This is a genomic window from Achromobacter sp. AONIH1, assembly GCF_002902905.1.
Lineage (GTDB): Bacteria > Pseudomonadota > Gammaproteobacteria > Burkholderiales > Burkholderiaceae_B > Achromobacter.
Map to the genome: position 1 here is coordinate 5,756,737 of NZ_CP026124.1, position 26,254 is coordinate 5,782,990.

At 68.8% G+C, this 26,254-nt stretch carries 25 protein-coding genes, 4 tRNA genes and 1 pseudogene; 11 read left to right on the forward strand and 19 right to left on the reverse strand.

The window, feature by feature from the left end; translation table 11 throughout:
- Positions 1 to 65 precede the first annotated feature (65 nt).
- Complete coding sequence (locus C2U31_RS26210; RefSeq protein WP_103275478.1) at positions 66 to 1,919, forward strand: ABC transporter ATP-binding protein; 1,854 nt, start codon at positions 66 to 68, stop codon at positions 1,917 to 1,919.
- 31 nt (positions 1,920 to 1,950) lie between these two features.
- Here C2U31_RS26210 and C2U31_RS26215 read toward each other — a convergent pair whose 3' ends face one another.
- The 5 genes from C2U31_RS26215 to C2U31_RS26235 all read right to left on the reverse strand — a co-directional run bounded on the left by C2U31_RS26215 (position 1,951) and on the right by C2U31_RS26235 (position 7,022).
- The gene (locus C2U31_RS26215; protein ID WP_103275479.1) at positions 1,951 to 3,432 is read right to left on the reverse strand and encodes a class I adenylate-forming enzyme family protein; all 1,482 of its coding nucleotides are present in this window, start codon (positions 3,430 to 3,432) and stop codon (positions 1,951 to 1,953) included.
- Positions 3,433 to 3,535: 103 nt separating this feature from the next.
- Positions 3,536 to 4,270 (reverse strand): CoA-transferase subunit beta, encoded by a 735-nt coding sequence (locus C2U31_RS26220; protein WP_103275480.1) that lies wholly within the window; start codon positions 4,268 to 4,270, stop codon positions 3,536 to 3,538.
- Complete coding sequence (locus C2U31_RS26225; RefSeq protein ID WP_103275481.1) at positions 4,263 to 5,096, reverse strand: CoA transferase subunit A; 834 nt, start codon at positions 5,094 to 5,096, stop codon at positions 4,263 to 4,265. The genes C2U31_RS26220 and C2U31_RS26225 overlap by 8 nt, the downstream gene beginning before the upstream one ends.
- Positions 5,097 to 5,121: 25 nt before the next feature.
- The gene (locus C2U31_RS26230; protein WP_103275482.1) at positions 5,122 to 5,859 is read right to left on the reverse strand and encodes an enoyl-CoA hydratase/isomerase family protein; all 738 of its coding nucleotides are present in this window, start codon (positions 5,857 to 5,859) and stop codon (positions 5,122 to 5,124) included.
- Positions 5,856 to 7,022, reverse strand: a complete 1,167-nt coding sequence (locus C2U31_RS26235) for a CaiB/BaiF CoA-transferase family protein (RefSeq protein ID WP_103275483.1) — start codon at positions 7,020 to 7,022, stop codon at positions 5,856 to 5,858. The genes C2U31_RS26230 and C2U31_RS26235 overlap by 4 nt, the downstream gene beginning before the upstream one ends.
- A gap of 277 nt (positions 7,023 to 7,299) precedes the next feature.
- On the opposite strand from C2U31_RS26235, the gene C2U31_RS26240 reads away from it, so the two are divergent.
- Entirely contained in the window at positions 7,300 to 8,268 is a 969-nt protein-coding gene (locus C2U31_RS26240) for a tripartite tricarboxylate transporter substrate binding protein (RefSeq protein ID WP_103275484.1), read from the forward strand.
- The gene (locus tag C2U31_RS26245) at positions 8,265 to 9,923 is read left to right on the forward strand and encodes an FAD/NAD(P)-binding protein (protein WP_103275485.1); all 1,659 of its coding nucleotides are present in this window, start codon (positions 8,265 to 8,267) and stop codon (positions 9,921 to 9,923) included. Before C2U31_RS26240 ends, C2U31_RS26245 begins: the two co-directional genes overlap by 4 nt.
- On the opposite strand, the gene C2U31_RS26250 is transcribed toward C2U31_RS26245, so the two are convergent.
- Both C2U31_RS26250 and C2U31_RS26255 read right to left on the reverse strand, forming a co-directional pair.
- Positions 9,823 to 10,587, reverse strand: coding sequence for an IclR family transcriptional regulator (locus C2U31_RS26250; RefSeq protein ID WP_103275486.1), 765 nt, complete (start codon positions 10,585 to 10,587; stop codon positions 9,823 to 9,825). The two genes, C2U31_RS26245 and C2U31_RS26250, sit on opposite strands and share 101 nt — an antisense overlap.
- Before the next feature lie 85 nt (positions 10,588 to 10,672).
- The gene (locus tag C2U31_RS26255; RefSeq protein WP_103275487.1) at positions 10,673 to 11,296 is read right to left on the reverse strand and encodes a cysteine dioxygenase; all 624 of its coding nucleotides are present in this window, start codon (positions 11,294 to 11,296) and stop codon (positions 10,673 to 10,675) included.
- Positions 11,297 to 11,558: 262 nt separating this feature from the next.
- Here C2U31_RS26255 and C2U31_RS26260 point away from each other — a divergent pair, with 262 nt between their 5' ends.
- A complete protein-coding gene (locus tag C2U31_RS26260) occupies positions 11,559 to 12,422 on the forward strand; it encodes an NAD-dependent deacylase (protein WP_103275488.1) in 864 nt (287 codons plus the stop codon).
- A 105-nt stretch (positions 12,423 to 12,527) separates the two neighbouring features.
- Here C2U31_RS26260 and C2U31_RS26265 read toward each other — a convergent pair whose 3' ends face one another.
- On the reverse strand, positions 12,528 to 13,241 hold the full coding sequence (locus C2U31_RS26265) for a hypothetical protein (RefSeq protein WP_158658464.1): 714 nt from the start codon (positions 13,239 to 13,241) through the stop codon (positions 12,528 to 12,530).
- A 188-nt stretch (positions 13,242 to 13,429) separates the two neighbouring features.
- Here C2U31_RS26265 and C2U31_RS26270 point away from each other — a divergent pair, with 188 nt between their 5' ends.
- Both C2U31_RS26270 and C2U31_RS26275 read left to right on the forward strand, forming a co-directional pair.
- Entirely contained in the window at positions 13,430 to 14,029 is a 600-nt protein-coding gene (locus C2U31_RS26270) for a helix-turn-helix domain-containing protein (protein ID WP_103276588.1), read from the forward strand.
- 88 nt (positions 14,030 to 14,117) lie between these two features.
- Positions 14,118 to 14,345 (forward strand): hypothetical protein, encoded by a 228-nt coding sequence (locus C2U31_RS26275; protein WP_103275490.1) that lies wholly within the window; start codon positions 14,118 to 14,120, stop codon positions 14,343 to 14,345.
- A gap of 12 nt (positions 14,346 to 14,357) precedes the next feature.
- Here the strand turns inward: C2U31_RS26275 and C2U31_RS26280 are convergent, their stop codons facing one another.
- Complete coding sequence (locus tag C2U31_RS26280; protein WP_103275491.1) at positions 14,358 to 15,242, reverse strand: LysR family transcriptional regulator; 885 nt, start codon at positions 15,240 to 15,242, stop codon at positions 14,358 to 14,360.
- Positions 15,243 to 15,368: 126 nt separating this feature from the next.
- Between C2U31_RS26280 and C2U31_RS26285 the strand changes: the two genes are divergently transcribed.
- Positions 15,369 to 15,965 (forward strand): short chain dehydrogenase, encoded by a 597-nt coding sequence (locus tag C2U31_RS26285; protein WP_103275492.1) that lies wholly within the window; start codon positions 15,369 to 15,371, stop codon positions 15,963 to 15,965.
- Positions 15,966 to 15,994: 29 nt separating this feature from the next.
- Here the strand turns inward: C2U31_RS26285 and C2U31_RS26290 are convergent, their stop codons facing one another.
- The gene (locus C2U31_RS26290; protein WP_158658465.1) at positions 15,995 to 16,450 is read right to left on the reverse strand and encodes a GNAT family N-acetyltransferase; all 456 of its coding nucleotides are present in this window, start codon (positions 16,448 to 16,450) and stop codon (positions 15,995 to 15,997) included.
- 196 nt (positions 16,451 to 16,646) lie between these two features.
- A tRNA-Arg gene (locus C2U31_RS26295) sits at positions 16,647 to 16,723 on the reverse strand.
- Positions 16,724 to 16,933: 210 nt separating this feature from the next.
- On the opposite strand from C2U31_RS26295, the gene C2U31_RS26300 reads away from it, so the two are divergent.
- Positions 16,934 to 17,158, forward strand: a complete 225-nt coding sequence (locus tag C2U31_RS26300) for a DUF3079 domain-containing protein (RefSeq protein ID WP_103275494.1) — start codon at positions 16,934 to 16,936, stop codon at positions 17,156 to 17,158.
- Between the two features lie 162 nt (positions 17,159 to 17,320).
- Here C2U31_RS26300 and C2U31_RS26305 read toward each other — a convergent pair.
- The 8 genes from C2U31_RS26305 to cysS all read right to left on the reverse strand — a co-directional run bounded on the left by C2U31_RS26305 (position 17,321) and on the right by cysS (position 23,836).
- Positions 17,321 to 17,397, reverse strand: a tRNA-Arg gene (locus C2U31_RS26305).
- A gap of 155 nt (positions 17,398 to 17,552) precedes the next feature.
- Positions 17,553 to 17,629, reverse strand: a tRNA-Arg gene (locus C2U31_RS26310).
- A 342-nt stretch (positions 17,630 to 17,971) separates the two neighbouring features.
- Positions 17,972 to 18,064, reverse strand: a tRNA-Ser gene (locus C2U31_RS26315).
- A gap of 89 nt (positions 18,065 to 18,153) precedes the next feature.
- The gene (locus C2U31_RS26320; protein WP_103275495.1) at positions 18,154 to 19,419 is read right to left on the reverse strand and encodes an aspartate kinase; all 1,266 of its coding nucleotides are present in this window, start codon (positions 19,417 to 19,419) and stop codon (positions 18,154 to 18,156) included.
- A 167-nt stretch (positions 19,420 to 19,586) separates the two neighbouring features.
- Positions 19,587 to 20,558 (reverse strand): tRNA lysidine(34) synthetase TilS, encoded by a 972-nt coding sequence (gene tilS, locus C2U31_RS26325; RefSeq protein ID WP_369869798.1) that lies wholly within the window; start codon positions 20,556 to 20,558, stop codon positions 19,587 to 19,589.
- A gap of 152 nt (positions 20,559 to 20,710) precedes the next feature.
- Positions 20,711 to 21,676 (reverse strand): acetyl-CoA carboxylase carboxyltransferase subunit alpha, encoded by a 966-nt coding sequence (locus C2U31_RS26330; protein WP_103275496.1) that lies wholly within the window; start codon positions 21,674 to 21,676, stop codon positions 20,711 to 20,713.
- A gap of 36 nt (positions 21,677 to 21,712) precedes the next feature.
- Positions 21,713 to 22,357 carry a DNA-3-methyladenine glycosylase gene (locus C2U31_RS26335; protein WP_103275497.1) on the reverse strand — a complete coding sequence of 215 codons (645 nt, stop codon included), beginning with the start codon at positions 22,355 to 22,357 and terminating at the stop codon, positions 21,713 to 21,715.
- Positions 22,358 to 22,381: 24 nt separating this feature from the next.
- Positions 22,382 to 23,836 (reverse strand): cysteine--tRNA ligase, encoded by a 1,455-nt coding sequence (gene cysS, locus C2U31_RS26340; RefSeq protein WP_103275498.1) that lies wholly within the window; start codon positions 23,834 to 23,836, stop codon positions 22,382 to 22,384.
- A 294-nt stretch (positions 23,837 to 24,130) separates the two neighbouring features.
- Here cysS and C2U31_RS26345 point away from each other — a divergent pair.
- The 3 genes and pseudogenes from C2U31_RS26345 (at position 24,131) to C2U31_RS26355 (ending at position 26,223) form a co-directional block, all read left to right on the forward strand.
- Positions 24,131 to 24,813: pseudogene (locus C2U31_RS26345) on the forward strand (tetratricopeptide repeat protein).
- 134 nt (positions 24,814 to 24,947) lie between these two features.
- Positions 24,948 to 25,457 carry a peptidylprolyl isomerase gene (locus C2U31_RS26350; RefSeq protein ID WP_103276590.1) on the forward strand — a complete coding sequence of 170 codons (510 nt, stop codon included), beginning with the start codon at positions 24,948 to 24,950 and terminating at the stop codon, positions 25,455 to 25,457.
- Positions 25,450 to 26,223 (forward strand): UDP-2,3-diacylglucosamine diphosphatase, encoded by a 774-nt coding sequence (locus tag C2U31_RS26355; RefSeq protein ID WP_103275499.1) that lies wholly within the window; start codon positions 25,450 to 25,452, stop codon positions 26,221 to 26,223. Before C2U31_RS26350 ends, C2U31_RS26355 begins: the two co-directional genes overlap by 8 nt.
- The last annotated feature ends 31 nt before the right edge of the window (positions 26,224 to 26,254 follow it).

Genomic DNA, 26,254 nt, shown 5'->3' on the forward strand with positions numbered 1-26,254 from the left:
CCGCGCCACGGCCGTCCGCGCCCGCCGCGCCCACAAGGCCGGCCAGGCGCCCCTACGGATCATCCATGCCCGGCGTCCAGAACAAATCCATCTTCCGTCGTTTCGAAAGCCTGATAGACCCGTTCAAGGACGCCCCGGACATCACCCCGCCCGGCCGCGTGCTGCGCTTCTACGCCTACTACCTGCTGCAGGTCTGGCCGATCTTCGCCGTGCTGCTGGTGGTGGGACTGGCGGGCGCGCTGGTCGAGGTGGCGCTGTTCAGCTTCCTGGCCGACATCGTCGACCTGGCGCGCGACACGCCGCCCGCCGAGTTCTTCCAGCGCCACGCCGGCCTGCTGCTGTGGATGGCGGTGGTGGTGATGGTGCTGCGCCCGCTGGCGATCGCCGCGCACGACCTGCTGACCCACCAGACCATCGCGCCCAGCCTGACCACGCTGGTGCGCTGGCAGAATCACCGCTACGTGCTGGGCCAGGGGCTGGCGTTCTTCCACAACGACTTCGCCGGCCGCGTCGCCAACCGCGTCATGCAGGCCGGCAGCGCGCTGCGCGATTCCGCCGTGCAGTCGGTGGACGCGCTGTGGCACGTCATCCTGTACGTGGTCAGCGCGCTGTACCTGTTCGCCGAGGCCGACTGGCGGCTGGTGATCCCGCTGGTGCTGTGGATCGTCGGCTACTGCTGCATGCTGGGCTATTTCGTGCCGCGCATGCAGGCGCGCGCCGTGACCGCGTCGGAAGCGCGCTCCAAGCTCATGGGCCGCATCGTCGACGGCTATACCAACATCGGCACGCTCAAGCTCTTCGCCCATGCCCGGCAGGAAGAGAACTACGCACGCCAGGCGCTGGCCGAACAGACGGAAAAGCAGCAGCTGTCGACCCGCGTCATCACCGCGATGGACGTGTCCATCAACACGCTGAACGGCGTGCTGATCGTCGGCACCGCCGGCCTGGCGCTGTGGCTGTGGAGCCAGGACAGCATCACGCTGGGCGCGATCACGCTGGCGCTGGGGCTGGTGATCCGCATCAACAACATGTCGGCCTGGATCATGTGGGAGGTCAGCGGCATCTTCGAGAACGTCGGCATCGTGCAGGACGCGCTGAGCACCATCTCGCAGCCCAAGCAGGTGCTCGACGCGCCGGCTGCCCGCCCGCTGGCGATCGCGCGCGGCGAGGTGCGTTTCGACGACGTCTCCTTCCACTATGGCGGCGCCCGCGAGGTCATTCCGCATCTGGACCTGACGGTGCGCGCCGGCGAGAAGATCGGTCTGATCGGCCCGTCCGGCGCCGGCAAGTCCACGCTGGTCAACGTGCTGCTGCGCCTGTACGACCTGCAGGGCGGACGCATCCTGATCGACGGCCAGGACATCGCCGGCGTCACCCAGGAAAGCCTGCGCTCGCAGATCGGCGTGGTCACGCAGGACACCTCGCTGCTGCACCGTTCCATCCGCGACAACCTGCTCTATGGCCGCCCCGACGCGTCCGAGCAACAGCTGCAGGACGCGGTGCGGCGCGCGCGGGCCGGCGACTTCATCGCCGGTCTGATCGACGGCGAAGGCCGCCGCGGCCTGGACGCGCACGTTGGCGAACGCGGCGTCAAGCTGTCCGGCGGCCAGCGCCAGCGCATCGCGATCGCCCGCGTGCTGCTCAAGGACGCTCCCATCCTGATCCTGGACGAAGCCACCTCGGCGCTGGACTCGGAAGTCGAATCCGCCATCCAGGAAAGCCTGGAGACGCTGATGCAGGGCAAGACCGTGATCGCCATCGCGCACCGGCTGTCCACCATCGCCCGCATGGACCGGCTGGTGGTGCTGGACCAGGGCCGCATCGTCGAGGCCGGCACGCATGCCGAGCTGGTGGCCCGGGGCGGGCTGTATGCACGGCTTTGGAGCCACCAGACGGGTGGGTTCGTAGGGCTGGATTGAGCGTGCGCCCGCGTCGGCAGACGCGGGCGGCTCAGACGGCCGCCACCCTTGCCGCCAGCGCCTTGCGATCCACCTTGCCCACCGCGTTCTCGGGCAGCGCGTCCACCCAGAGCACGTCGCGCGGCACATAGATGCGGCCCAGGCCCGCCAGCACGGCGGCGCGGATCCCCGCCTCGTCCGCCGGCGGCGCGCCGGCCGCGCGGGTCGCGAACACCACCGGAACTTCGCCCAGGTCGGCATCGGGCGCGCCCACCACGCAGCAGGCCGCCACGCCGGGCAGCGCCGCCACCACGCCCTCCACCAGCGCTGGCGAGATGTTCTCGCCGCCACGGATGATCACGTCCTTGATGCGCCCGGTGATGGTCAGATAGCCGTCGGCGTCGAAGCGGCCCACGTCGCCGGTGCGCAGCCGCCCGTCCGCCACGCCGGCCTGGCCCTGCGCGCCCAGGTAGCCCAGCATCAGGCTGTCGCCCTCGATGCAGATCTCGCCCTCGCCGCCAGCTGGCGCCGCGCTGCCGTCGGGCTGGCGCAGGACCACGCGCTGGCCGGCCAGCACCGTGCCCACCGTGCCCACGCGCCGCGCGCCGGGCGGATTCATGGTCGAGGTGCAGGTCGCCTCCGACAGGCCGTAGGACACCAGCAGCGGGCAGCCCAGGAAAGCCTCGATGCGCCGGTGCAGCGCCTCGGTGATCGGCGCCGAGCCGCAACGCGCGTAGCGCAGGCCCGCCAGGCTGGCAGGTTCGAATGCCAGGTCCAGCATGCGCGCGTACATGGTCGGCACGCCGGTCATGATGGTGGGCCGCCAGCGCGCCAGCAGTCCCGGCATGTCCTCGGCGCGGAAGCGTCCGGCCAGCGCCACGCGTGCCCCGGCCAGCAACGGCGTGAAGACTTGGTTGTTCAGCGCGTTGGTGTGATGCAGCGGCATCACATGCAGCAGCCGGTCGTCCGGCGTCAGGCCGCTATGCGCCAGCACGCCGCGCGCATTGTTCATCAGCCCGCGATGGCTCAGCAGCACGCCCTTGGGATGGCCGGTGCTGCCGGAGGTGAACAGCAGCAGCGCCGGCGCGTCCGGCGCCAGCGCCTGCGCACAGGCGGGTTCGCCCAGCGCCAGGCGCTCGGCGGGCAGCAGGCGGGCCGCCGGCAGCCCGGACGCGGCGGCCGTGCCCGCGTGCGCGGGGTCGTGCAGCATCCAGGCCAGTCCCACCGCGGCGACGCGGCGCGCGGTTTCCTCATCGGCCAGGCGCGGTTCCAGCGGACACGGGCAGGCGCCCGCCGCCATCGCGCCCAGGATCGCGATCAGTTGCTCCAGCGAGCGCTCCATCGCCACGGCGACAAAGTCCCCCTCGCCCACGCCCGCCGCCCGCAGCGCGCCCGCGGCGCGGGCCACGCGCTCATGCAGCGCCGCGTAGTCCAGCGTGGCGTTTTCGGCGACCAGGGCGGGCAACCGCGCCCGGTCCGGCCGGGTCCAACTGCGCGCGTAGGCGGCCACCAGCGTGGCATCGGCGTTGTTCATACCAGTGTCTCCAGGCGATCGGGGCCGCATGGATCCGGCTTTGCCGGGCCATCGCGGCGCCCCCTTGAGGGGGGAGCGCGCCAGCGCTCGGGGGTGGTCCTACTCAGCGCAACGTCACCGCCGCATCGCGTTCGAATTGGCCCTCGGGGTCCAGCTCGCGCAAGGCGCGCGCCTCGGCCGGCGTGGGCGGCTCGGTGGGTGCGGCGCCGCTGGCGTCGAACTCGAAGCCGGTGCGCTCGCGCACCTCGGCGAGACTCGCCTGCGGATGCCATGACTGCAGGGCCAGCCGCCCGTCACGCTTGATGAACACGGCGATCGGCGTGACGACGCCATGAAAGCCGCCCCATGAGGTGACGAAATCCAGCCTGGGCACCAGCGTGCGCGTCGAGTGCTCGGTGCGCCAGGTGCAGGCGCGCCGCGCCGTGGGCAGCATGACCGCGCCGCCTCCGCCGCCCGGCAGGCGGACCTTGGGCGCGTGCCAGTCGCCGATGCAGGAGTTGTTGGCGCAGCCCTCGCCATCGATCTGGGCCGCGCCCAGGAAGGTCAGGTCCATGCGGCCGCGCGTGCACAGATCGTAGAAATCCTCGTTGGCGAAGATCGACGCCGTGTGTTCGGCCAGCACCGGATCGGAGCTGGAAAGCGGCACGTGCGAGGGCCTGGGATTCACGCCGCCCGCCACGTTGATGTAGACGTAGTCCCAGTCATAGGCGCGCTTGGCCAGCAGGCAGGCCAGCATCGGCATGGTGGAATTGACGCCGCTGAAGGTGATCTCGTCCGGGCGGATGAAGCGCGCGAGGTTGGTCACGATGTAGGAAAAGCCCGACCATTGCTCAGCCATGGCTGGCCTCCTTCGCTTCCGGCGCCGCCGCCAGGTGGGCGGCCAGTTCGCTGTTCTTGTCCATGTAGGCCTCGACGGCCGGGTAGTCGATCGCGTAGGCCGGCCAGCACGAGCCAGGCCAGGCGCTGCCCGGCGCCACGGCATAGGCCTGCACCATGAAGTACGGCACCAGCGTGGACTCGGGCTGGGCCTCGAACACCGCGCTGTCGACCTGTTTCTCGGCCACTACCAACACGCTGCCGGCGGCGCGCGACATGATGCGGTCCCAGTGCGCGGTGCCGCTCACGCGCACATTGCCCTGCGCGTCGATCTCGGATGCCTGGATCACGGCAAAGTCCGGCCGCACCGCCGGCACCACCCAGGTCCGCTGGCCGCTGCCGTAGGGATCGTCGATGCATTTCCAGCCGTTCAATTCGGGCAGGCCGCTGCCATGCAGGCCGCCGCAGGGCTGGAACGGCACGCCGAACGCCGCCGCCCGCAGGCCCGCCGTGAGGCTGGCGCAGGCATGCTCTTCCAGCTCGACCTCGCCGCGCTCGATCGCCTTGCGATACCAGGGCGCCAGGCCGAAGTTGCCTTCCATGGCCACGATGCCCGCGCGCACGCGGCGCAACGCGCCGGCGCGGCACAGGATGTCCACGTCGTAGCCGGGCGACTGCTTGATCAGTTCCAGGTCGCGCTTGCCCTGCCGGATCAGTTCGCGCACGAAGCCGAACGGCCCGCGATGCAGGAAGCTGCCCCCCAGCGCGATGCTGGCGCCGTCCGGCACCATGGCGGCCAGTTCCGCCAGCGTGCGCTGCTTGTTCTTCTGGTTGTATCCCGAACCCATCTTGTCTCCTTGTCCCGCCGCGCGGCTAGCGGGCCTGCAAATAGGCGGCCACGCGGGCCTTGAGCCCCGGCTCGGCGGCCGAGCGCGTCAGCCGCGCCAGGTCGGCGTCCGGCGCCTCAAGCGACAGCGCGGCGTACAGCTGCGCGCGGCTCGCATCGGTCAGCGCGGACGCGACGGCCAGCGCCTCATCGGCCGCCGCCGGCCATTCGTCTTGCTTCGCCAGCCGGCTGACGAAGCCGTCGCGCAAAGCCGCTTCGGCGTCGAAGGTCGCGGCCTGTTCCAGGATGGTGCGCGCGCGCTCGGCGCCCACCAGCGCGGCGAAGCGCCGCGTGCCCAGCACCAGCCCGAACTTCAGTCCCGGCATGCGGAAGCTGGCCTCGGGCGCGGCCAGCCGCCACTTGCAGGCGCCGAACAGATCCACGCCGGCGCCGAAGTTGCGGCCATGCGCCAGCGCCACCGTCAGGCAGGGCGTGGCCGCCACGCGCTGCAGCAGCATCTCGATGCGCACGAAGCGCAGTAGCAGGTCGCCCTCGCTCTGCGATTCCCAATCGCCGAAGTCGAAGCCCGCGCTGAAATTGCGGCCCTCGCCCTGGAACACGATGGCGCGCGCCTGCTCGGCCTGCGCCCGGTCCACCGCCGCGATCAGCGCCTCGACCAGCCCGGCCGACAGTGCGTTCATCTTGTCGGGCCGTGCCAGCGTCAGCAGATGCAGCGCGCCGCGCCGCTCGACCCGCAGGCCGTCCGTTTCCGTGATGTCGCTCATGCCGGCTCCTTGCGCCGCGCGCGCAGCGCGCCCAGCACTTCCTCGTTGTGCTCGCCCAGCGCTGGCGGGCGGCGACGCAGCGCCGTGGTCTGTCCGTCGAAGCGCACCGGCAGGCCGAAGGTGCGCGTGCGCACGCCGTTGGGCAGTTCCAGCGGCTGCACCCAGCCCATGTGCTCGACCTGCGGATCGGCCAGCACTTCCGAATAGGTGTTGATCGGCGCGCAGGGGACGCCCGCCTCGCGAAAGCGCGCCAGCCAGGACGCGGCCTCGTCGCCGGCGAAGATGGCTTCCAGGATCTCGCGCAGCGCGTCCTGGTTGCGGGCGCGCAGGCTGGTGTCGGCGAAACGGGCGTCGGCCAGCAGGTCATCGCGGCCAACCACCTCGCACACGCTCTTCCACAGCGCCTGGTTGCCGGCGGCCATGCCGAAGTACCCGCCCTTGCAGCGGAACGCCTGGTAGGGCGCGTTGCGCGGATGGGCGGAGCCGAGCTTGACCGGATCGCGCCCGCTGCCGAAGAACTCGGAGGTCTGCAGCGCGGCGATGCCCAGCGTGGCGCCCAGCATGGGCACGTCGATGTGCGCGCCCTGCCCGCTGGCCTGCGCGGCGCGCAGCGCCGAGGCGATGGCGAAGGCGCCGTACAGCCCGGCCGAGAAGTCCGCCAGCGGCACGCCGCATTTGACGGGTTCGCCGCCGGCCTCGCCGGTGACGCTCATGATGCCGCTCATGGCCTGGATGGTGAGGTCGAAGCCGCCTTCCTGCGCGCGCGGGCCAGACTGTCCGTAGGCCGAGATCGAGCAATACACCAGCCGGGGATTGCGCGCCTTCAATGCCTCGTAGCCCAGGCCCAGGCGGTCCATCACGCCGGGACGGTTGTTTTCGATCAGCACATCGACGGTGAGCGCCAGCTCGCGCGCCAGCTCCAGGTCCCCGGGGTCTTTCAGATTCAAGGTCACGGAGCGCTTGTTGCGATTGAGCGAGGCGAAGTTCTCGCTGTAGCCGTCGGAGATCGGCGGCCAGCTGCGCAGCGTGTCGCCGCCGTCCGGGTTCTCGACCTTGATCACGTCGGCGCCCATGTCCGCCAGCAGCATGCCGCAGAACGGCCCCGCCGCCACATTGCAAATCTCCAGCACCGTGATGCCGGCCAGTGCCGAGCTGGGTGTCATGTCTGACCTCTCGTTATGAAAATTCAATATTTGGGATACGAAAAATAATCTATAGCGGCGAATCCGGCAATGGCACCATGAGCGTCCCGCTTGCCTGGCCGTGCCGGGCGTCCCTATGAAACCTAGAACATTCCCTAGGTCCATTGCTTAATCGTTGACCAGCATATCACCGTGTGGAATTCTAGGTAAACCATTTATTGGAATTCAAGTCCTATTTTTTAGGACATATAAGAACCCACCCCGAGCAGGCAGGTCCGCATCCCCCAAGGAGACAGTCATGAGAACACTCGCCGTATTCGCCGCTGCCGCCCTGGCGCTGGGACTGGCGGCCGGCCCCTCGCAGGCGGCCGACGCCTGGCCAGGCAAGCCCGTGCGCATGGTCGTGCCCTTCCCGCCCGGCGGCGCCACCGACGCCGCCGCGCGCATCTACGCCCAGCACCTGGGCGACTATCTGGGCCAGAGCGTGGTGGTCGAGAACAAGGCCGGCGCCGGCGGCGAGATCGGCGCGGAGTACGTGGCCAAGTCGGCTCCCGACGGCTACACGCTGCTGATGGGCGCGGTGGGCAGCCATGCGATCCACGCCGCCATGCCCGACAAGCCCGGCTATGACTTCGGCACGGCCTTCGTCGGCGTGTCGATGGCGACCAGCATGCCCATGGCGCTGGCGGTCAACAGCAAGGTGCCGGCGCGCAACGTGCAGGAGCTGATCGCGCTGGCCAAGGCCAAGCCTGGGTCCATCACCTACGGCTCGGCCGGGCCGGGCACCTCGCAGCACATGGCCGGCGAACTGTTCCAGGTGGTCACCGGCACGCGGTTGATGCACGTGCCGTACCGCGGCAGCGGGCCGGCCATCACGGACCTGCTGGGCGGCCAGATCGACATGGTCATCGAGACCCTGCCCGCGCTGCTGCCGCAGGCCGCCAGCGGCAAGATCCGGCTGCTGGCCGTGACCACGCCCACGCGCGCCGCCGCATTGCCCGAGCTGCCCACGCTGATCGAACAGGGCGTGAAGGACTACTCGGTGGCCACCACCTATGCCCTGCTGGCGCCGGCTGGCACGCCGGCCGCCATCGTGGACAAGCTCTCGGCCGGCATGCAAAAGGCCGCCGCGATGGAATCCGTGAAGCAGGCGGCGCAGAAGCTCGGCGCCGACGCCGTCGCCACGTCGCCGGCCGACACCCGCCGCATGTTGCAGCAGGAGACTGCCCGCTGGGCCGAGGTCGTGCGCCTGTCGGCGGCCAAATGACGGCCGCCCCCGACACGCATGACGCACAGGCCGTCGACCTGGCCATCATCGGCGGTGGATCGGTCGGCGTCAGCCTGCTGCTCCAGTTCCTGCTGTCGCTGCCCGCCGGCGGCGGCCGGCCGCTCAGCTTGCGGCTGTACGAACCGCAGGAGTGCCCCGGGCCGGGCGGCGCCTACCAGGACGACCTGCGCAGCAACCTGCTCAATATCCCGGCCGGCAATATGTCGGCGCTGGCCGACGAGCGCCTGGACTTCGTGGGCTGGCTGCGGCGCCAGGATCCCGCCTGGCTGGCCGGCCACGGGGTGGAAGGCGCGATCGATCCGGGCGATTTCCTGCCCCGGCCGCTGTTCGGCGCCTACATGGCCGACGCCTACGAGCGGGCGCGCGCGCTGGCGCCAAGCCGGGGCGTGACGCTGGAACACGTGCGCGCGCGCGTCGCCGGCGTCACGCCGCTGGCCAATGGACGCGTGCGGGTGTTGGCGGAATCGGGGCAGCCCTGTGTGGCGCGCCGCGTGGCGTTGTGCAACGGCAACCTGCCCTCGCGCGCCTTCCCGGCGCTGGCAGCCGCGCCCGGCTACTTCAACAGCCCCTATCCGGTCAGCGAGCTGGCGGCCGGCATCGCCGCCGACGCCACGGTCTGCGTGATCGGCACCAGCCTGAGCGCGGTCGACGCCGTGGTCGCGCTGCAGCAGGCCGGGCATCGCGGTCCGCTCATCTGCGTGTCGCGCAATGGCCGGCTGCCCTCGGTGCGCAGCCCGCATAACCGGCCGCCGCCGCGGGGCCTGACCGAACTGAGCCGCGATGGCGCGCAGGCGCTGGCGCACGCGCACGGCGGCGCGCTGACGCTGGAACGGATCGCCGCGGCGCTGGGCCGCGAAGTGCGGGCGCTGGGCGGCGCGGTCGACGCCGAGGACATCCTGGGCGTCGATGGCGACGCGCGGGCCGCGCTGGACGATGAAATCCGCCGTTCCGAACACGACGCGCGCCCATGGCAGGCGGTGGCCGCGGCGACCAACGCGGCCGTGGACCTGATCTGGCATCTGCTGCCGGACGCCGAGCGCGCGCGCTTCCAGTCGCAATGGCGCGCGCTGTGGATGGCGCGCCGCGCCAACTTTCCGATGCGCAACGCGCGCAAGCTGCAGGCGTTGTTCCGCGCCGGCCAGCTCGAGGTGCTAAGCGGCTACGTCGACAGCCGCCATGACGCCGCCGGCGGCTTCGTGACCCGCCTGCGCACGCCGGCGGGCGAGCGCGAGCTGCGCAGCCGCTATCTGATCAACGCCACCAGTTTCTCTGTGGACGCGGCTGGCGCCGCCGATCCCCTGGTGTCGGCGCTGCTGCGCGACGGCCACGGGCAGGCGCATCCGCATGGCGGGCTGGCGCTGGACTACGCCACCGGCAGCCTGCTGGACGCTGGCGGCGTCGTGCAACCCGCGATCACCGTGCTGGGCAGCCTGGCCGGCGGCACCTACTTCTGGACCACGTCCATGGACGTGAACGCCCGCCTGGCGCGGGACCAGGCGCGGCGCATCGCCGCCGCGCTGGCGGACGCGGGCGCTACTGTCCCAGGAAGCCGCCGCGATACCCCATGCCCTGGGATATCGCCTGCGCACAGGCCGCCACGTCCGGCGCCAGCTGCTTCATCCGGGCCGCGCTGAGGCGGTCCAGCGGCCCGGAGATGCCCACGGCCGCCACGGGCTGGTCCAGGCTGTTGAACAGCGCCACGGCCAGCCCGCCCACGCCTTCGCGCCATTCGCCGCGATTGATGGCGTAGCCGGCGCGCACCACCTTGCGCAGCTCGTCCTTGAGCAGCGGCATGGTGACGATGGTGGCCGGCGTGTGCCGCTGCAACTGGTCCGCATAGCGCTCGACATAGCCGTCGGACTGATAGGCCAGCAGCGCCTTGCCGGTGGCCACGGCATAGGCCGGCGCGCGTCCGCCGATCATGGAATAGGCGCGGATCGGCTGCGGACTGTCGATCTTGTCCACGTACACCACGTCAAAGCCGTCCAGCACCGACAGATGCACGGTTTCGCCGGTCTGGTCGGCCAGCGTGCGCATGTAGGGCGCGGCCAGCTTGCGCACGTCCAGCTGCGCCAGCTGCCGCGCGGCCAGCTCAAACAGCCGCACCGCGCCGCGATAGCCGCCGCCCTCGTCGTCCTTGATCACATAGCCGGCATGGATCAGCGTCTGCAGCGTGCGATGGGTATTGCTGCGGGTCAGTCCCACGCGGGCGGCCAGCGCATCGATGGTGCGCGGCGGATTGTCCACGTCGGTGACCGCCTCCAGCACCATCAGCCCCTTGAGCAGCGTCTTGTCCATATCGTCTATTTCCTAATATTTAGGACGAGACCATAGCATGAGACGTGGAGCGCGGACAGGTCCGCGCCCCCTGGGCCGGCGCCTGTCAGGCCGAGGCGGCCAGCCCGGCGCGCACCGCTAGCGAACGGTCCCAGAGATTGGGCAGGCTGGTCGAGGAATAGCCCGACACGAAAGGCTTGGCCATACCGGTGACCGGATCATAGACATGGCGCGACACCGCGCCGATATTGCCGCCATACAGGTGCACGCTGATCGATACGCGATCGGCATGCGCGTTGGACACCTGATGGATATCGCCTTCCTCGGGCGCCAGCCGCTCCACGTCGCCCGGCAGCAGGGTCGATGCCGCGCCCGCCAACCGCAGGCCGCCGTCCGCCTCGCGCACGTAGCGCTGGTTGATCTCCGAGCCGCGCAACATGCCCACGTAGCCCCAGACCTCGTGATCGTGCACCGGCGTGCTCTGGCCCGGCCCCCAGACAAAGCTGACCATGGAGAAGCGCTCCAGCGGGTCGCAATGCAGCAGGTATTGCTGGTAATACTGCGGATGCGGCACGGTACAGGCCTCGGGCAGCCAGTCATCGTGCCGCAGCAGCTCCGTGAACGCGGACTCCAGCGCCGGGCTCTGCGCCAGGCCCGCCGGGCCGGCCAGCCGCGTGGCGGTGGCGATGAAGCAACGAAGCCGGTCCAGGCCCGTGATCGGTTCAGGCATTGCTAGTCTCCCAGGTCGGGCGCGGCGGGCGAATCCGCCCTGGCCCGGTTGATGTTCCCAAAATCCTGGTGGCAGTATCCACGATTCGGGAACCCGCAGGCGCAATGCCCATGCGCCGGTCGCGGCGATTGCAACAAGCACGGCGATTGCTCCCCCGCTTGACAGGCATGTCCGCGTACAGGCAGCGTAGTGAACCATCGATCAGGTTGAACATGCATCACGCCACCGACTTTCCCACGCGCCCCGCTTGCGCCCGTCCGCGATGACCGGCCCGCGGCACGACATTCCCGCCGCGCTGGCGCAGGCCCTGCGGCAAAGCAGGCGGCCCGTGGTCTTCACGGGCGCGGGCGTCTCCGCCGAAAGCGGCATCGCGACGTTCCGCGACGCGCTCACCGGACTATGGTCGCGCTTCGACGCGCAGGCCCTGGCCACGCCCGAGGCCTTCCGCGCCCATCCCGACCTGGTCTGGGGCTGGTATGAATGGCGACGCGAGCAGGCCCTGCGCGCCCGGCCGAACGCCGCGCACCTGGCCATCGCCAGACTGGCCGCGCATGCGCCGGCGCTCACCGTGATCACGCAGAACGTGGACGATCTGCACGAGCGCGCGGGCAGTCCGAAAGTACTGCATCTGCATGGCAGCCTGCACGCGCCGCGCTGCGCCGATTGCCGCGCGCCCTGGAGCCGCGCCGAGCCCGCGAGCGCTGACGCCGCGGCAGCCGGCACAACGGCAGCCGATATCCGGACAGCCGACGCCGCGACCGCCAGCGCGGCCGCGTCCGGCGCGCCGAGCGGGGAACAGGACGAAGGCCGCCGCATCGAGCCGCCGCGCTGCGCCACTTGCGGCGGTCCCGTGCGGCCAGGCGTCGTCTGGTTCGGAGAAAGCCTGCCCACCGACGCCTGGCGCGCGGCCCAGCTCGCCGCCGAGCAATGCGATCTGCTGCTGAGCATCGGCACCTCGGCCCTGGTCTATCCCGCCGCGGAGCTGCCGCAACGCGCGCTGGCCGCGGGCGCCGTCGTCGCGCAGGTCAATCCGGCCGCCACGCCAATGGATGCGCGCGTGAAGTTCAATCTGCGCGGCCAGGCCGCCGACGTGCTGCCCAGGTTGCTGCAAAGCGCGGGGATCTGAACCGGCGACCGCGAACGCGGGCCACGCCGTGCGCATCATCCGCAAATGGCGCCCGCATGGCTATCAGCCACGCGCATCATGCGTGCCCTGCCGCGTCTGCGGCGATCACCACTTGCAGCCGCTGTCCGTGACCGTATCAGCCAAAAGAAAGGGCAGCGCCAGCAGGCCCTTGGACGCATGCGCATCGCGGCAAGGCGGACGCGCGGCCTTCTCCATCTCGCGCGACAGCACGGTGCGTTCGGCCGGCGCCTTGGGCGCGAGCCTGGGCACGGGTTCGCCGCGCGCGCGCCGTTCGCCGGGCGCGGCCGAGTCCGACGGCTGCCAACCGAAATCGCGCGACGCAGGCGCTGACGCGCCGGCGGACGGCACATCAGCCGGCTTGCCCGCGCGAGGCTCGGACTGGACGCGAGGTCGCGCTGCCGCTGGCTGCGTGCTTGTCTGCGTACTTTTTTGCGTGTTCGCCTGCGTGGACGATGGCTCGGCGCGTTCGGGCTGCGCTCGCGGCACATCCGCCGCCGGCGTCTCCACGGAACCCCGCGCGGGCGCCGCGACCTGCCCGCTCTCGCCGCGTGGCGACGCGCTGCGCTCGACGCGTGGAGTCGGCGGCGCAAGCAGCTCCACGAACATGGATTCGGAATCAGACGGCATGGCCGGCGGAATCGGCGACGGCGTCATGCCGCGCCAGATCAGGCTTCCGATGCCCACATGCAAGGCGCAGGCCAGCAAGGCCGCGATCCACGACCTTGCGCGCCTGCCGCGCGCATTCCCGCCATCCCAGCCCAGGCCGTTGACATGGCCGGCGGCAAGCATCGGGACCATCTGCAATACTCGACTGACAAGCCCGATTCCACGGGCGACCGGGGGATGATAGCCCTCGCGCCGGTGAAGATTTGTGAAGTTGTAGCCGAGTCCTGTGAGCGCTACGCGCGCGCCGCCACGAAACGAGGGGAAACCCCAAATTCCAGGGCGCTCGCGATGGACTTAAAGTGGCAAGACACCATCCGGCCCTGGAGAGCATCATTCCATTTTCCTGGAGACTTCCCGACGTGTTCGTGCGCTCGCCCGACGGTGCCCTGCACCGCGTGGTGCGGCATGCCACGACCACGGAGACCATTGCCAAGCTTGAGAGCATTCCCAGCGACTATCACCTGGATTGCCAGTGCATGCTCGACAATGGGGAAGCCCTGACCTGGATCGGCGACAACCGCTATCGCCAGGTCGATGGCGGCAAGGTCTACACGGCGGTGCGGCCCCAACAAGCCCAGGGCGACGCCCGCAAGCAGAATCCTGACGCCGAGCCCGCGCTGGACGCCTGCCGCACGCAGGCGGGTCCCGCTGCGTCGCCTCCGCCCAGGACCGAGTTACCATTGGCTGTGATCAACCTGAAAACCGGCAACGACTGGAGCCTGATCCGCGCCTGGCGCGAGCACCTGAACATCAGCACCGCTGACATGGCTGCCCGGCTGGGAGTGGACCACTCCATTTATATCGAACTGGAACGGCCGCGGCCGCGCCCCCGCCAGATCATCCTGGAGCGGGTATCGGCAGCGCTGGGGGTATCGCCCGAACAGCTCGACGACTCGTCTTTTGGCGGACACATGCATTGATGTCCGCTGGCGGGACGGTTTCGGCGCCGTAGCAGGAAATGGCCCGCGCATGAGGGGGATGGAAAAAATGCTCGGAACAGCAAGAAGATTGACCGACGTCCTGGCCACTGCGCCAGACGGCACGCTATACCGGATCGAGCGCTTCGTCTCGGACCCCGACGCCTACTCGGCCATGGGCACCTCGCGCTTCGACCCCCGGACGCATTGCGTCTGCCGCACCAGCTCCGGCGAGAAGGTCGCCTGGCTGGGCGGACAAACCTACCAGCTGCTCAAGAGCGGCACCTCGCTGACCGCCGTCGACCGACGACGCGGCTGACCCCCGGTCCTGCTAGGGCGTGAAACGCGCCACCACGAAGTTCACGAAAGTGGTGAGCTTGGGCAGCGCCTGCCTGTCCTTCGGATAGAGCAACGAGATCGGCCGCGCCGCCGGCCAATAGGGCCGCAATATCGGCGTCAGCCTGCCCGCGCGCACATCATCGGCCAGCAGCAGCTCGGGCTGCAGCACGATGCCGAATCCCGCCAGCGCCGCCTGCCGCAGCGCCTGACCATTGTTGGACACGAAACGGCCGCTGGGATAGCCCGTCTCGCCGCCATCGCCATTGCCCAGGCGCCAGCCGGTGCGACGGCTCCAGTACGAGAAATCCAGGCATTGATGCCGGACCAGATCGGCGGGCGTGGCCGGCGTGCCGTAGCGCTCCAGATACGAAGGCGCCGCGCAGACCATCATCTGATAGCGGCCCAGCCCACGCGCGATCAGCCCGGAATCCGCCGGCTCGCCGATGCGCACGGCCAGGTCGTAGCGCGAGGCGACCAGGTCTTCCACCAGATCGCTCAGCGACAGTTCCACGCTCACGTCCGGATAGGTGGACAGGTAGTCGGCGATGACCGGCGTCAGGGCGAACGAACCGAAGGACACGGTCGAGGTGATGCGCAGATTGCCGCGCGGCGCCTCGCGCATGGCCTCGGCGCCCTGCTCGGCATCGCGGATCTCGGCCAGGATGCCCTTGCAGCGCGCGAAGTACGCCTGCCCGGCCTCGGTCAGGCTCTGGCGGCGCGTGGTGCGCACCATCAGCCGCAGCCCCAGACGCGTCTCCAGGTTCTTCAAATGCTTGGCGGCCATGGCCGGCGACATTTCGTGCAGCGCGGCCGCGGCGGTCAGGCTGCCCAGCTCCACGACGGCCACGAACACTTCCATGCTGAGCAGGCGGTCCATGAATTACTGACTCCAGGTATGAAGTATTCCAACCATTCTAGGATTTTTCGAAAGGAATCGGGCGGCCAGAATGCTTGCATGCGCCGGCCTTCCGCCAGCGCCCGCAACCACACTCACGGAGATCCCATGAAAATCGTACTCATCGGCGCCAGCGGCACCGTCGGCAGCGCCATCGTCCAGGAACTGGGCCAGCGCCACGACATCATCGCGGTCGGCAGGAACAGCGGCCAGCATCAGGTCGACATTACCCGCAGCGACAGCATCCGCGCGCTGTTCGAGCGCATCGGCAAGGTCGACGCCATCGTATCGGCGGCGGGCGGCCTGCATTTCGGCCCCCTGGCGGAAATGACCGCCGAACAATTCAAGATCGGCCTGCACGACAAGCTGCTGGGCCAGGTGGACCTGGCGCTGATCGGACAGCACTACCTCAACGAAGGCGGCTCCATCACGCTGACCAGCGGCATCGTCAGCGCCGAACCGATCCGCTACGGCGCCAACGCCTCGGCCGTGAACTCGGCCATCGACGGCTTCGTGCGCGGCGCGGCGGTGGAACTGCAAGGCCGCCGCATCAACGCCGTCAGCCCCAGCGTGCTGCAAGAGTCCTGGGGCAGCTACGGCCCATACTTCCTGGGCTTCGAGGCGGTGCCTGCCCAGCGCGTGGCGCTGGCCTACAGCCGCAGCGTGGAAGGTGCGCAGACCGGACGCGTATTCCAGGTCTGGTAAGCGCCGGGGCCGGACACAACGCCGCGGCGTCAGGCCGCCAGGTCGCGGGTGTAGGTGTAGAAGACCTCGTCGCGCACCCAGCCCAGCGATTCGTACAGCGACTGCGCGGTGGCGTTGTTCCGGGCCGTGGTCAAGTCCATGCGCTTGCAGCCGCGCTCGCGCGCATGCGTCTCGGCCGCGCGCAGCAAGGCCCGGCCCGCGCCGCTCTGGCGCGCGGCCGGCGCGACGAACAGGTCGTACAGCACGTAGATGGGCGCGGCGATCACGGAGCAGAACGACGGGTACATCTGGCAGAAGCCCACCGGCGCGCCGTCCACGCTGGCCAGCAGGATCACCGATTCGCCGCGTTCCAGGCGCGCGCTGATGAAGGCCAGCGCGGCGGCGGCGTCCGCCGGCTGCTCATAGAACTGGCGATACGCATCGAACAAGGGCGCGATGCGGGCGGCGTCGGCGACGCTGGCGTGGCGGATGTCGAGCTGGCTCATGGATGTAGCGGCGATCCTGTCATGGAGGCGATGAAAAACGCCGGCGCGATGTCGAATCCCTGCGCAAGCCGGCGGCAAGACGCGCACTATAGGCAGAGCGCGTGTCAGAAGTAAATCGCCGCGACTGGGCCCTAAAGCAAAATGCCCAAAGCAAAGCGGCTTGATGCGCAATGTCATCAAGCCGCTTTCGTATTGGTGGCGCGCCCGGCAGGATTCGAACCTACGACCCCCTGGTTCGTAGCCAGGTACTCTATCCAGCTGAGCTACGGGCGCGCTAAAGAGGCGTGTTTATACCATGGATAGGCCGGGGCTCGCAAATGGACGGCATGCGGGACCGCATACGGCCCGCGCACAATCCGCGCGTCCTTGCGCCAGCGCAAATGGCGCGGCGCATGCCCGGCGTAGCCTGGGGGCAAGCAGGCCGGGATGCCATGGCGCAAGGCGCGCGTGGCCCCAGGCTCGCATGAAGCACGAGGAGACCCCATGGCAAAGAAATTTCCGCTCCATCCCAAACACCCCGAGCGCATCTGCTGGGGCTGCGACCGCTATTGCGCGGCCGACGCCATGGCCTGTGGCAACGGCTCCGACCGCAGCATGCATCCGGCCGAACTGCTGGGCGATGACTGGTACACGGTGGGCAAGTGGGGATTGGAAGTGGAAGCCGACGCGGCATCGCGCGATGCGAACGGCAAGACGCTGGAGCGATAGGCTCGGGCCGGCCTTCCGGACGCGAGGCCCGCGAAAGCTGACTATCGCCGCCTGCGCGCGCTCCGGGGCCGGCAAGAGCAGCGCAAGGACAAGGACAGGAACCAAAACAAAAAGGCCTTCGATCAATGATCAAAGGCCTTCTCATCTGTCTCTTTCAAGACTTGGCGCGCCCGGCAGGATTCGAACCTACGACCCCCTGGTTCGTAGCCAGGTACTCTATCCAGCTGAGCTACGGGCGCTCCGGTAAAGAGGCAAAATTATATCAGATAATTCGCCGTACTTCTGGCAATTCGTCACGGCATTGCCATACTACGAACTGCATATTGCGCATTGCATACTACGAATTGCATGCTACTTGCGCTTGCTTCGGCATCCAGGCTCTTTTTCAAGAGCTTGGCGCGCCCGGCAGGATTCGAACCTACGACCCCCTGGTTCGTAGCCAGGTACTCTATCCAGCTGAGCTACGGGCGCGTTTCAAAGCAAGCCTTGAATAATAGCGTTGTTTCGGAAACTGCGCAAGTCGACTGGTGCCGCCGCACAATGTCATGACGCAGGAACGGCGACCTGCACAGCCGCGCAGACAGGTTCGTACAAGCGCTCCGCGCATGCCTCGCACATGCCACGCAGATTTCGATCTACTCACTGGCGCATGTGGAATGATCCCTTGGCAACGGCATCAACCCCAGGCATGCGCGGCACACGCGAACCACAGGCCGGACAAGCAAGCGCCGCCTGAAAAAGAAAAACCCGCAACAGCTTGCACTGTTGCGGGTTTTTGTCTTCGATCCAGTCAGACTGGACCGAAGAGGCGTCTGGCGGAGACGGAGGGATTCGAACCCTCGATGCAGTTTTTAGCCACATACTCCCTTAGCAGGGGAGCCCCTTCAGCCTCTCGGGCACGTCTCCGAAGAGAACGAGATTCTAGCACGACTTTTTTGGGCCTTGCCCGGAATCGGGTACGAATCACAAAAAAATTTGCGCCGGATCCTTGTTCCTCAGGCCTTGGCGGCGGGCGCCTGGTCCAGGCCGAAGGCCTTGTGCAGCGCGCGCACGCCCAGTTCCATGTACTTGTCGTCGATGATCACCGAGGTCTTGATCTCGCTGGTGCTGATCATCTGGATGTTGATGCCCTCTTGCGACAGGGTCTGGAACATCAGGCTGGCCACGCCGACGTGCGAGCGCATGCCGATGCCGACGATGGAGACCTTGGCGACCTTCTCGTCGGTGGACAGCTCGCGGGCGCCCACGGCCGGGATGACCTCGCGCTTGAGCAGGTCCACGGCGCGCGCGAACTCGTTGCGGTTCACGGTGAACGAGAAGTCGGTCGTGCCGGCCACGGACTGGTTCTGCACGATCATGTCGACGTCGATGTTGGCGGCGGCGACCGGACCCAGGATGGAGAAGGCGATGCCGGGCTTGTCCGGCACGCCCAGCAAGGTGATCTTGGCTTCGTCGCGGCTGAAGGCGATGCCGGAGACAACGGCGGCTTCCATTTTTTCGTCTTCCTCAAAAGTAATCAGCGTGCCCGAATGCATTTCTTCTTCGAGCGGGATGAGCGGGTCGGTCAGCGAGGACAGCACCCGCGTCGGCACACGGTATTTGCCGGCGAATTCGACCGAGCGGATCTGCAGGACCTTGGAGCCCAGCGAGGCCATCTCGAGCATTTCCTCGAACGACACGACCGCCATGCGGCGCGCTTCGGGCACGACGCGCGGGTCGGTCGTGTAGACGCCGTCGACGTCGGTGTAGATCAGGCATTCATCGGCCTTGATCGCCGCCGCCACGGCCACGGCCGAGGTATCGGAACCGCCGCGGCCCAGCGTGGTGATGTGGCCGTCGGCGTCCACGCCCTGGAAGCCCGTCACGATGACCACGCGGCCGGCGTCAAGGTCGGCGCGGATGCGCGCGTCGTCGATCGAGGTGATGCGGGCCTTGGTGTAGGACGAGTCGGTGCGCACGGGCACCTGCCAGCCGGCGTAGCTGCGCGCGGCCACGCCTTCGGCCTGCAGCGCGATGGCCAGCAGGCCGCTGCTGGCCTGCTCGCCGGTGGCGGCGATCATGTCGAGCTCGCGGCCGTCCGGCACGGGCGAAATCTCGCGCGCCAGACCGAGCAGGCGATTGGTCTCGCCCGCCATGGCCGACGGCACCACGACAACCTGGTGGCCTGCGGCGTGCCACTTCGCGACGCGACGCGCCACATTCCTGATGCGCTCGACCGAGCCCATCGAAGTACCGCCATATTTGTGAACGATGAGGGACATCTCGTACTCTGGCTGGGAACCCGCCCCAAGTATGTTGACGGGCAAAACCTCATATTCTAGCGCCACGGTGAAAATTTGCGCAGCCTGGGGCTTCCCCTCGGGTTTACCCGCAACACCGCCCTGCCCGCCCCGGAGACAGCGGCGTTCCAGCCAGGCCCGACCTGGATTCAGCGACGCTCCAGCCAGACCCGGCCACGGTGGCAGCGGATCGCATGGCCGGCCTGCTCGACGCGCAGCTGGCGGTCATGGCCCAGGCTGTGCAGGCCGCGCAGCTGGCGCAGCAGGTCGCGCATGCGCGCTTCCGAAGGCATGCGCGCGCCATTGGCGTCCAGCCACCAGCGCAACACCTGCGCCTGCCGCGCCGGCGACAGATCGCGCCACGCGCGCAGCGAAAAGCTGGCGCCGTCCGGGCCCGGCTCCAGCGCGGCGAAATCCTCGCGCGCCACTTCGTCCAGGATCGACGCGGCCTCGGCCATGTGGCGCGCATGCCGCGCCACGATGCCGCGCCAGCCGGGCCAGCGCGCGTCCAGCGCCGGCGCCAGCAACTCGCGCAGCGCCGCGCGGGTGTAATGGGGATCGGAATTGGTCGGGTCCTGCACCGCGCGCCAGCCGGTGGCCGCCTCGAAGGCGGCGCAGGCTCGCAGGATGTCATCGCGGTCCTGGTCCAGCCAGGGCCGCAGGTAGTCCACCTCGTCACGGCGCGACAGCGGCGCCATGGCGGCCATGCCCGCCAGCCCGGTGCCGCGCAACAGGCGCAGCAGCACGGTCTCGGCCTGATCGCCCCGGTGATGCGCCAGCAGCACCAGCGGCGCGCCGTGTTCGCGGGCCAGCCCGGCCAGCGCGCGGTAGCGCGCATCGCGCGCCGCCGCCTCGATGCCCTTGCCGGCGCCTTCGGCCACGGTCACGCGCGCCTCGTGCGCCGGCAGGCCCAGCAGCCGGGCCAGCGCCAGTGTCTGTTCACTCCAGGCATCGGCGGCGTCCTGCAAGCCGTGATGCACGTGGAACAGCAGCAGGTCGATGCCCTGCTCCCGGGCGATGGCGGCCGCATGCAGCGCCAGCATGGCCGAATCGGCGCCGCCGCTGACGGCCACGGCCATGCGCTGCGGGCGCGCGGGCAGGCCGGCCAGCGCCTGTCGCAGCGCCTCGGCCAGGGCCGGGGAAAGCACATGGGGATGGCAACCAGCCGGCGCGCCCGAGGGCATGGCGTCGGGCGCGGTCGGCGTGTTCATGGCGGAACGGGGCGCGTGGACCTCGGCCGCGGCGCCGGCGACAAGGCCGGCGCCCGCGCGGATCAGGCGCGCACTTCCTGGAAGGCGCCGTAGGACAGCAGGCGCTGGATGCGCTGCTCCACGAGCTGCTCGGGCGTCATGCCCTGCAGCTGGCGCAGGGCGTCGCCCAGCGCGCGGCGCAGCAGGCGGGCCATGACGCGGGGGTCGCGGTGCGCGCCGCCCACGGGTTCGTTGACGACGCGATCGACCAGGCCCAGGTCCTTCAGGCGCGGGGCGATGATGGCCAGCGCCTCGGCGGCCTCGGGTGCCTTGTCGGCGCTGCGCCACAGGATGGACGCGCAACCTTCGGGCGAGATCACCGCGTAGGTGGCGTATTGCAGCATCAGCACGGCGTTGCCCACGGCGATCGCCAGCGCGCCGCCGGAGCCGCCCTCGCCGATGATGGTCACGATGACCGGCACTTTCAGCTCGGCCATGGCGTACAGATTGTGGCCGATGGCCTCGGACTGGCCGCGCTCTTCGGCGCCGATGCCGGGATAGGCGCCGGGCGTGTCCACGAAGGTGAACACGGGCAGGTTGAATTTCTCGGCCAGGCGCATCAGGCGCAACGCCTTGCGATAGCCCTCGGGCCGGGGCATGCCGAAGTTGCGCGCGGCGCGTTCCTTGGTGTCGCGGCCCTTCTGGTGGCCGATGACCATGCAGGGCATGCCGTTGAAGCGGGCCAGGCCGCCGATGATGGACTGGTCGTCGGCGTACATGCGGTCGCCGTGCAGCTCATGGAAGTCGGTGAAAATCTCGCGCACGTAGTCCAGCGTGTAGGGACGCTGGGGATGGCGCGCCACCAGCGCCGTCTGCCACGGCGTCAGCTTGGCGTAGATCTCCTTGGCCAGCGTCTGGCTTTTCTGCTGCAGACGTCCGATTTCATCGGAGATGTCCACGGCGGAATCGGCCTGCACGTAGCGCAGCTGCTCGATCTTGTTCTCAAGCTCGGCGAGCGGTTGTTCGAATTCCAGGAAAGTATTGCGCATGTAGTGTGGTTCCGTAGATGGGCGGCCTGATGAACGTCAGTATTGAACCGGATCCGGTTCCAGACTGCGCCACAGATACCAGGTCGCCACGGTACGCCAGGGCTGCCACGCCAACGAGACCTCGCGGGCCTCGAAACGAGAGACGGGCTCGCCGCTGAAGTAGTGTAACGAGATTGCCTTCAGCAACCCAGGATCATCCAGTGGCAGGATATCGGGTCGCTGCAGATTGAAAATCAAAAACATCTCCGCCGTCCAGCGTCCGATGCCGCGGATCGCGACCAGCTCGGAAATGACGGCTTCGTCGTCCATGTCCGCCCAACGCTCGGGATGCACGCGGCGCTCGCCGAAATGGGCGGCCAGGTCCAGCACGTATTCGGCCTTGCGCTGCGACAGGCCGGCCTGCCGCAGGCCGTCGATGCCGACGCGCAGCACCGCCACCGGCGTGGGGCGCTTGCCAGCGGCTTCGATGAACTTGTCCCAGACTGCGTCGGCCGCCTTGGTCGACACCTGCTGCCCGATGATGGCGCGCGCCAGCGTCACGAACGGCGTGCCGCGCGAGGTCAGCCAGGCGTCCGGGTGCTGCGGGATGATTTTCTTCAGGATGCGGTCGCGGCGCATCAGGTGCGCGACGGCGGCTTCCCAATAGTCGGGCTTGGGAATCGGGGTATCTGCGGTGGACATGTCGGGCTTATTCCTGCCGGCTCATCAGGCCCGGCGCCACTGCGTCACGCCGCCGGGCTTGTCGTCGAGCTCGATCCCGGCATCGCGCAGCTCGGCGCGGATACGGTCGGCTTCGGCGAAGTCGCGCGCGGCCTTGGCGGCGGCGCGGGCGTCGATGCGGGCCTGGATGGCCTCGGCGTCCAGCGCCGGGCGGCCGCCCTGCTCCATGCCCACGGCCGAATAGCGGGTGGGCGACTGGAAATAGGCGGCCGGTTCCTGCTGCAGCAGGCCCAGCAGGTCGCCCAGCGCTTTCAGCTGGCCGGCGCTGCGGGCGCTCTTGGTCCGGTTGGCCTCGGAGGCCAGCTCGAACAGCGCCGCGACGGCGCCCGAGCTGTTGAAATCGTCGTCCATCGCGGCCTTGAATGCCTGGGCCTGCGGCTCGTTCCAGTCCACGCCCTGGCCGTCGGCGGGCACGTTCTGCAACGCCTGGTACAGCCGGTCCAGCGCGTTCTGCGCGTCGACCAGGTTGTCGGGCGTGTAGTTCTGCGGGCTGCGGTAGTGGTTGCGCACGATGAAGAAACGCACCATTTCGGCCTCGCGCGGATTGACGCGATAGCCGGCCTGGTCGGCGGGCGCGTCGTCCAGCGCGATGGTCTGGCGGATGGTGCGGAAATTGCCCAGCGACTTGGACATCTTGTCCGAGTCCACCATCAGCGGGCCGCAGTGCATCCAGACGTTGGCCAGCACGCCGCCGAAAGCGCCCTCGGTCTGGGCGATCTCGTTCTCGTGGTGGGGGAACTTCAGGTCGGGACCGCCGCCGTGGATATCCAGCGGCAGGCCCAGCAAGGATTTGCTCATGGCCGAGCACTCGATGTGCCAACCCGGACGCCCAAGGCCGTAGGGCGACTCCCACTTGGTGTCCTCGGGCTCCTCGGACTTGGCCGATTTCCAGAGCACGAAATCCAGCGGATCGCGCTTGGCCGAGCCGACCGCCACGCGCTCGCCGGCGCGCAGGTCGTCCAGCGACTTGCCCGACAGCTTGCCGTAGCCCTCGAAGCCGCGCACGGCGTAGTTCACGTCGCCGTCATCGGCCTGGTAGGCCAGGCCCTTCTGTTCGAGCTTGCCGATGATGTCCAGCATGTCGCCGACATACTGCGTGGCGCGCGGCTCGCGGTCGGGCTTCTGCACGCCCAGCGCCCGCTCGTCGGCGTGCATGGCGTCGATGTAGAACTCGGTGACCTCGCCGATGCGGCGGCCGGTTTCCACGGCGCGGCGGATGATCTTGTCTTCGATATCGGTGATGTTGCGCACGTAGTCGACCGCCAGGCCGCTGGCGCGCAGCCAGCGCTGCACCACGTCGAAGGAGACCAGCATGCGGGCATGGCCCAGGTGGCAGAAGTCGTACACGGTCATGCCGCACACGTACATGCGCACCTGGCCGGCCTGGGCCGGTTTGAACGGTTCTTTGGTACGCGATAACGTGTTGTAGATTTGCAGCATGGCGCTATTGGGTTCGTGTGGGTTTCCGGGATGGCCGCGAGGTCTTGCGCTCCGGCGCGGCATCCCCATATGGCACGGATACGCTCGAGAATCTCGCGCCGCAAGCCGCCGGCTCCTGCCCCGGCCTGTGCTCCAGGTCGCCGGGAGGATCATCTCCAGGGGGCTGTCCGCCATATCCGCCCGGTCTTCCGGCAAGAATCGGTTCCGGGGCTAAAATGGCGACCGACAAGTATAGCAAGCGGCCCGGCCGCGCGCGTAAGCGCGGCGGGTTCGCGACTTTTAACGGATGCCCACGTGACTATCAAGCCGCGTTTCTGCGTCGCCCTGATCGCCCTGGCCCTGGCCGGCGGATCGGCCGGTCCCTCGTTCGCCCAATCCATGTCCGGCGGCGGCGCCGCCAATCCCAACGCCAGCCGCACCACCCTGGATCCCATCCCCCCGAAGGCGGCTGGGAAGGCCTGGCCAACGTGCTCAAGGCCGTCCAACCCGGCGTCGACACCCGCCTGACGCCGACCGCGTCGCAGGTCACCGACCATATCGAGCGCCTGCTCAACCGTGGCGACAACGCCACCGCGCTGGACATGATCGAAAAGCGCCAGGCCGAGACCAAGGGCCAGCGCGGCACCGACGTACAACTGATGTTCCAGCACGCGCGCGCCCTGGCCGCCCTGCACCGCACGGCGGAGGCCATCGACGTCTACACCGAGATGACCACCAGCTACCCCGAATTGCCGGAACCCTGGAACAACCTTGCCGCTCTATATGCGGGTCGCGGTGAATTGGAAAAAGCGCAGGACGCCCTGCAAATGGCGCTGCGCGCCGATCCCGGCTACGCCGCGGCGCGCGCCAACCTGGGCGACCTGCAATTGCTGCAGGCCCTGCGCACCTACAAGCAGGCCGCCAGCGATGGCGTGCCGGGCATGCAGGACAAGGCCCGCGAAGTCGAAACCATGTTGAAGGAAAAACAAGGCAAATGATGTCGAGCTATTCTCCCCTGCGCCTGCTGCGCCTGACGGCCTGCGCATTCACGCTGGCCGCTGTCGCGCCCGCGCTCGCCAGCGCCGCGCCCGCGGCCTCCTCCACCCCCTCCACCACTGAAGGCACGAAATCCATGAGCACCAATCCCCGCGTCAAGCTGCACACCAACCAAGGCGACATCGTCATCACCCTGGACGCCGCCAAGGCGCCCAAGACGGTGGCCAATTTCCTGACCTACACCAAGGAAGGCTTCTACAACGGCACGGTGTTCCATCGCGTGATCGACGGCTTCATGGTCCAGGGCGGCGGTTTCGAGCCCGGCATGAAGCAGAAGCAGACCCACGCCCCGATCGAGAACGAGGCCAACAACGGCCTGAAGAACGACAAGTACACGCTGGCCATGGCCCGCACCAGCGACCCGCACTCGGCCACCGCCCAGTTCTTCATCAACGTGTCCAACAACGACTTCCTGAACTTCACCGCCCCCACGCCCAATGGCTGGGGCTATGCCGTGTTCGGCACCGTGACCGAAGGCACCGACGTGGTCGACAAGATCAAGGGCGTGAAGACCGGCAACAAGGGCTTCCACCAGAACGTCCCGAACGAGGACGTGATCATCGAGAAGGCCGAAGTTCTTGAATAAGATCGCCCTGACCGGCCCGGTCTGGCTGGCCTCTGATCTGCACCTGGGGCCGGCCACGCCGGCCACGTCCGAAGCCTTCCTGGCCTTTCTGCAGGCCGCGCGCGAGGAAGCGGGCGCGCTGCTGCTGCCGGGCGACATATTCGACGCCTGGATCGGCGACGACGCGATCCGCGTCGCCCCGCCCTGGCTGGCGACGGTGTTGAAGGCGCTGCGCGAGACGGCCGCCGGCATTCCGGTCTGGCTGGGGCGCGGCAACCGCGATTTCCTCATGGGCGAGGAACTGGCGGCCGCGATCGGCGCCAAGCTGCTGCCGGAACCGGCCCTGCTGGAAACGGACTACGGCACGGTGCTGCTGACCCACGGCGACGAATTCTGTACCGACGACGCCCCGTACCAGCAGTTCCGCGCCATGGTGCGCGATCCGCAGTGGCAGGCCGCCTTCCTGGCCAAGACCATTCCGGAACGCCTGGCCATGGCCCAGCAGGCGCGGGGCGAAAGCCAGGCCGCCAACCAGATGAAGTCGCAGGAAATCATGGACGTCAACCCTGGCGCCATCGAAGCCGTCTTCCGCGACACGGGCGTGAGCCTGCTGGTGCATGGCCACACGCACCGCCCGGCCCGCCACGTGCTGGAGGTCGACGGCAAGAAGCGCGAGCGCTGGGTGCTGCCCGACTGGGACTGCGACCACGCCCAGCCGCCGCGCGGCGGCTGGCTGGTGATCGATCAGGATGGCCTGACGTTCTACGACCTCGATACCGAGGACTGAACGCGCAGCCGTATCCGCCCGCGCCACGTAG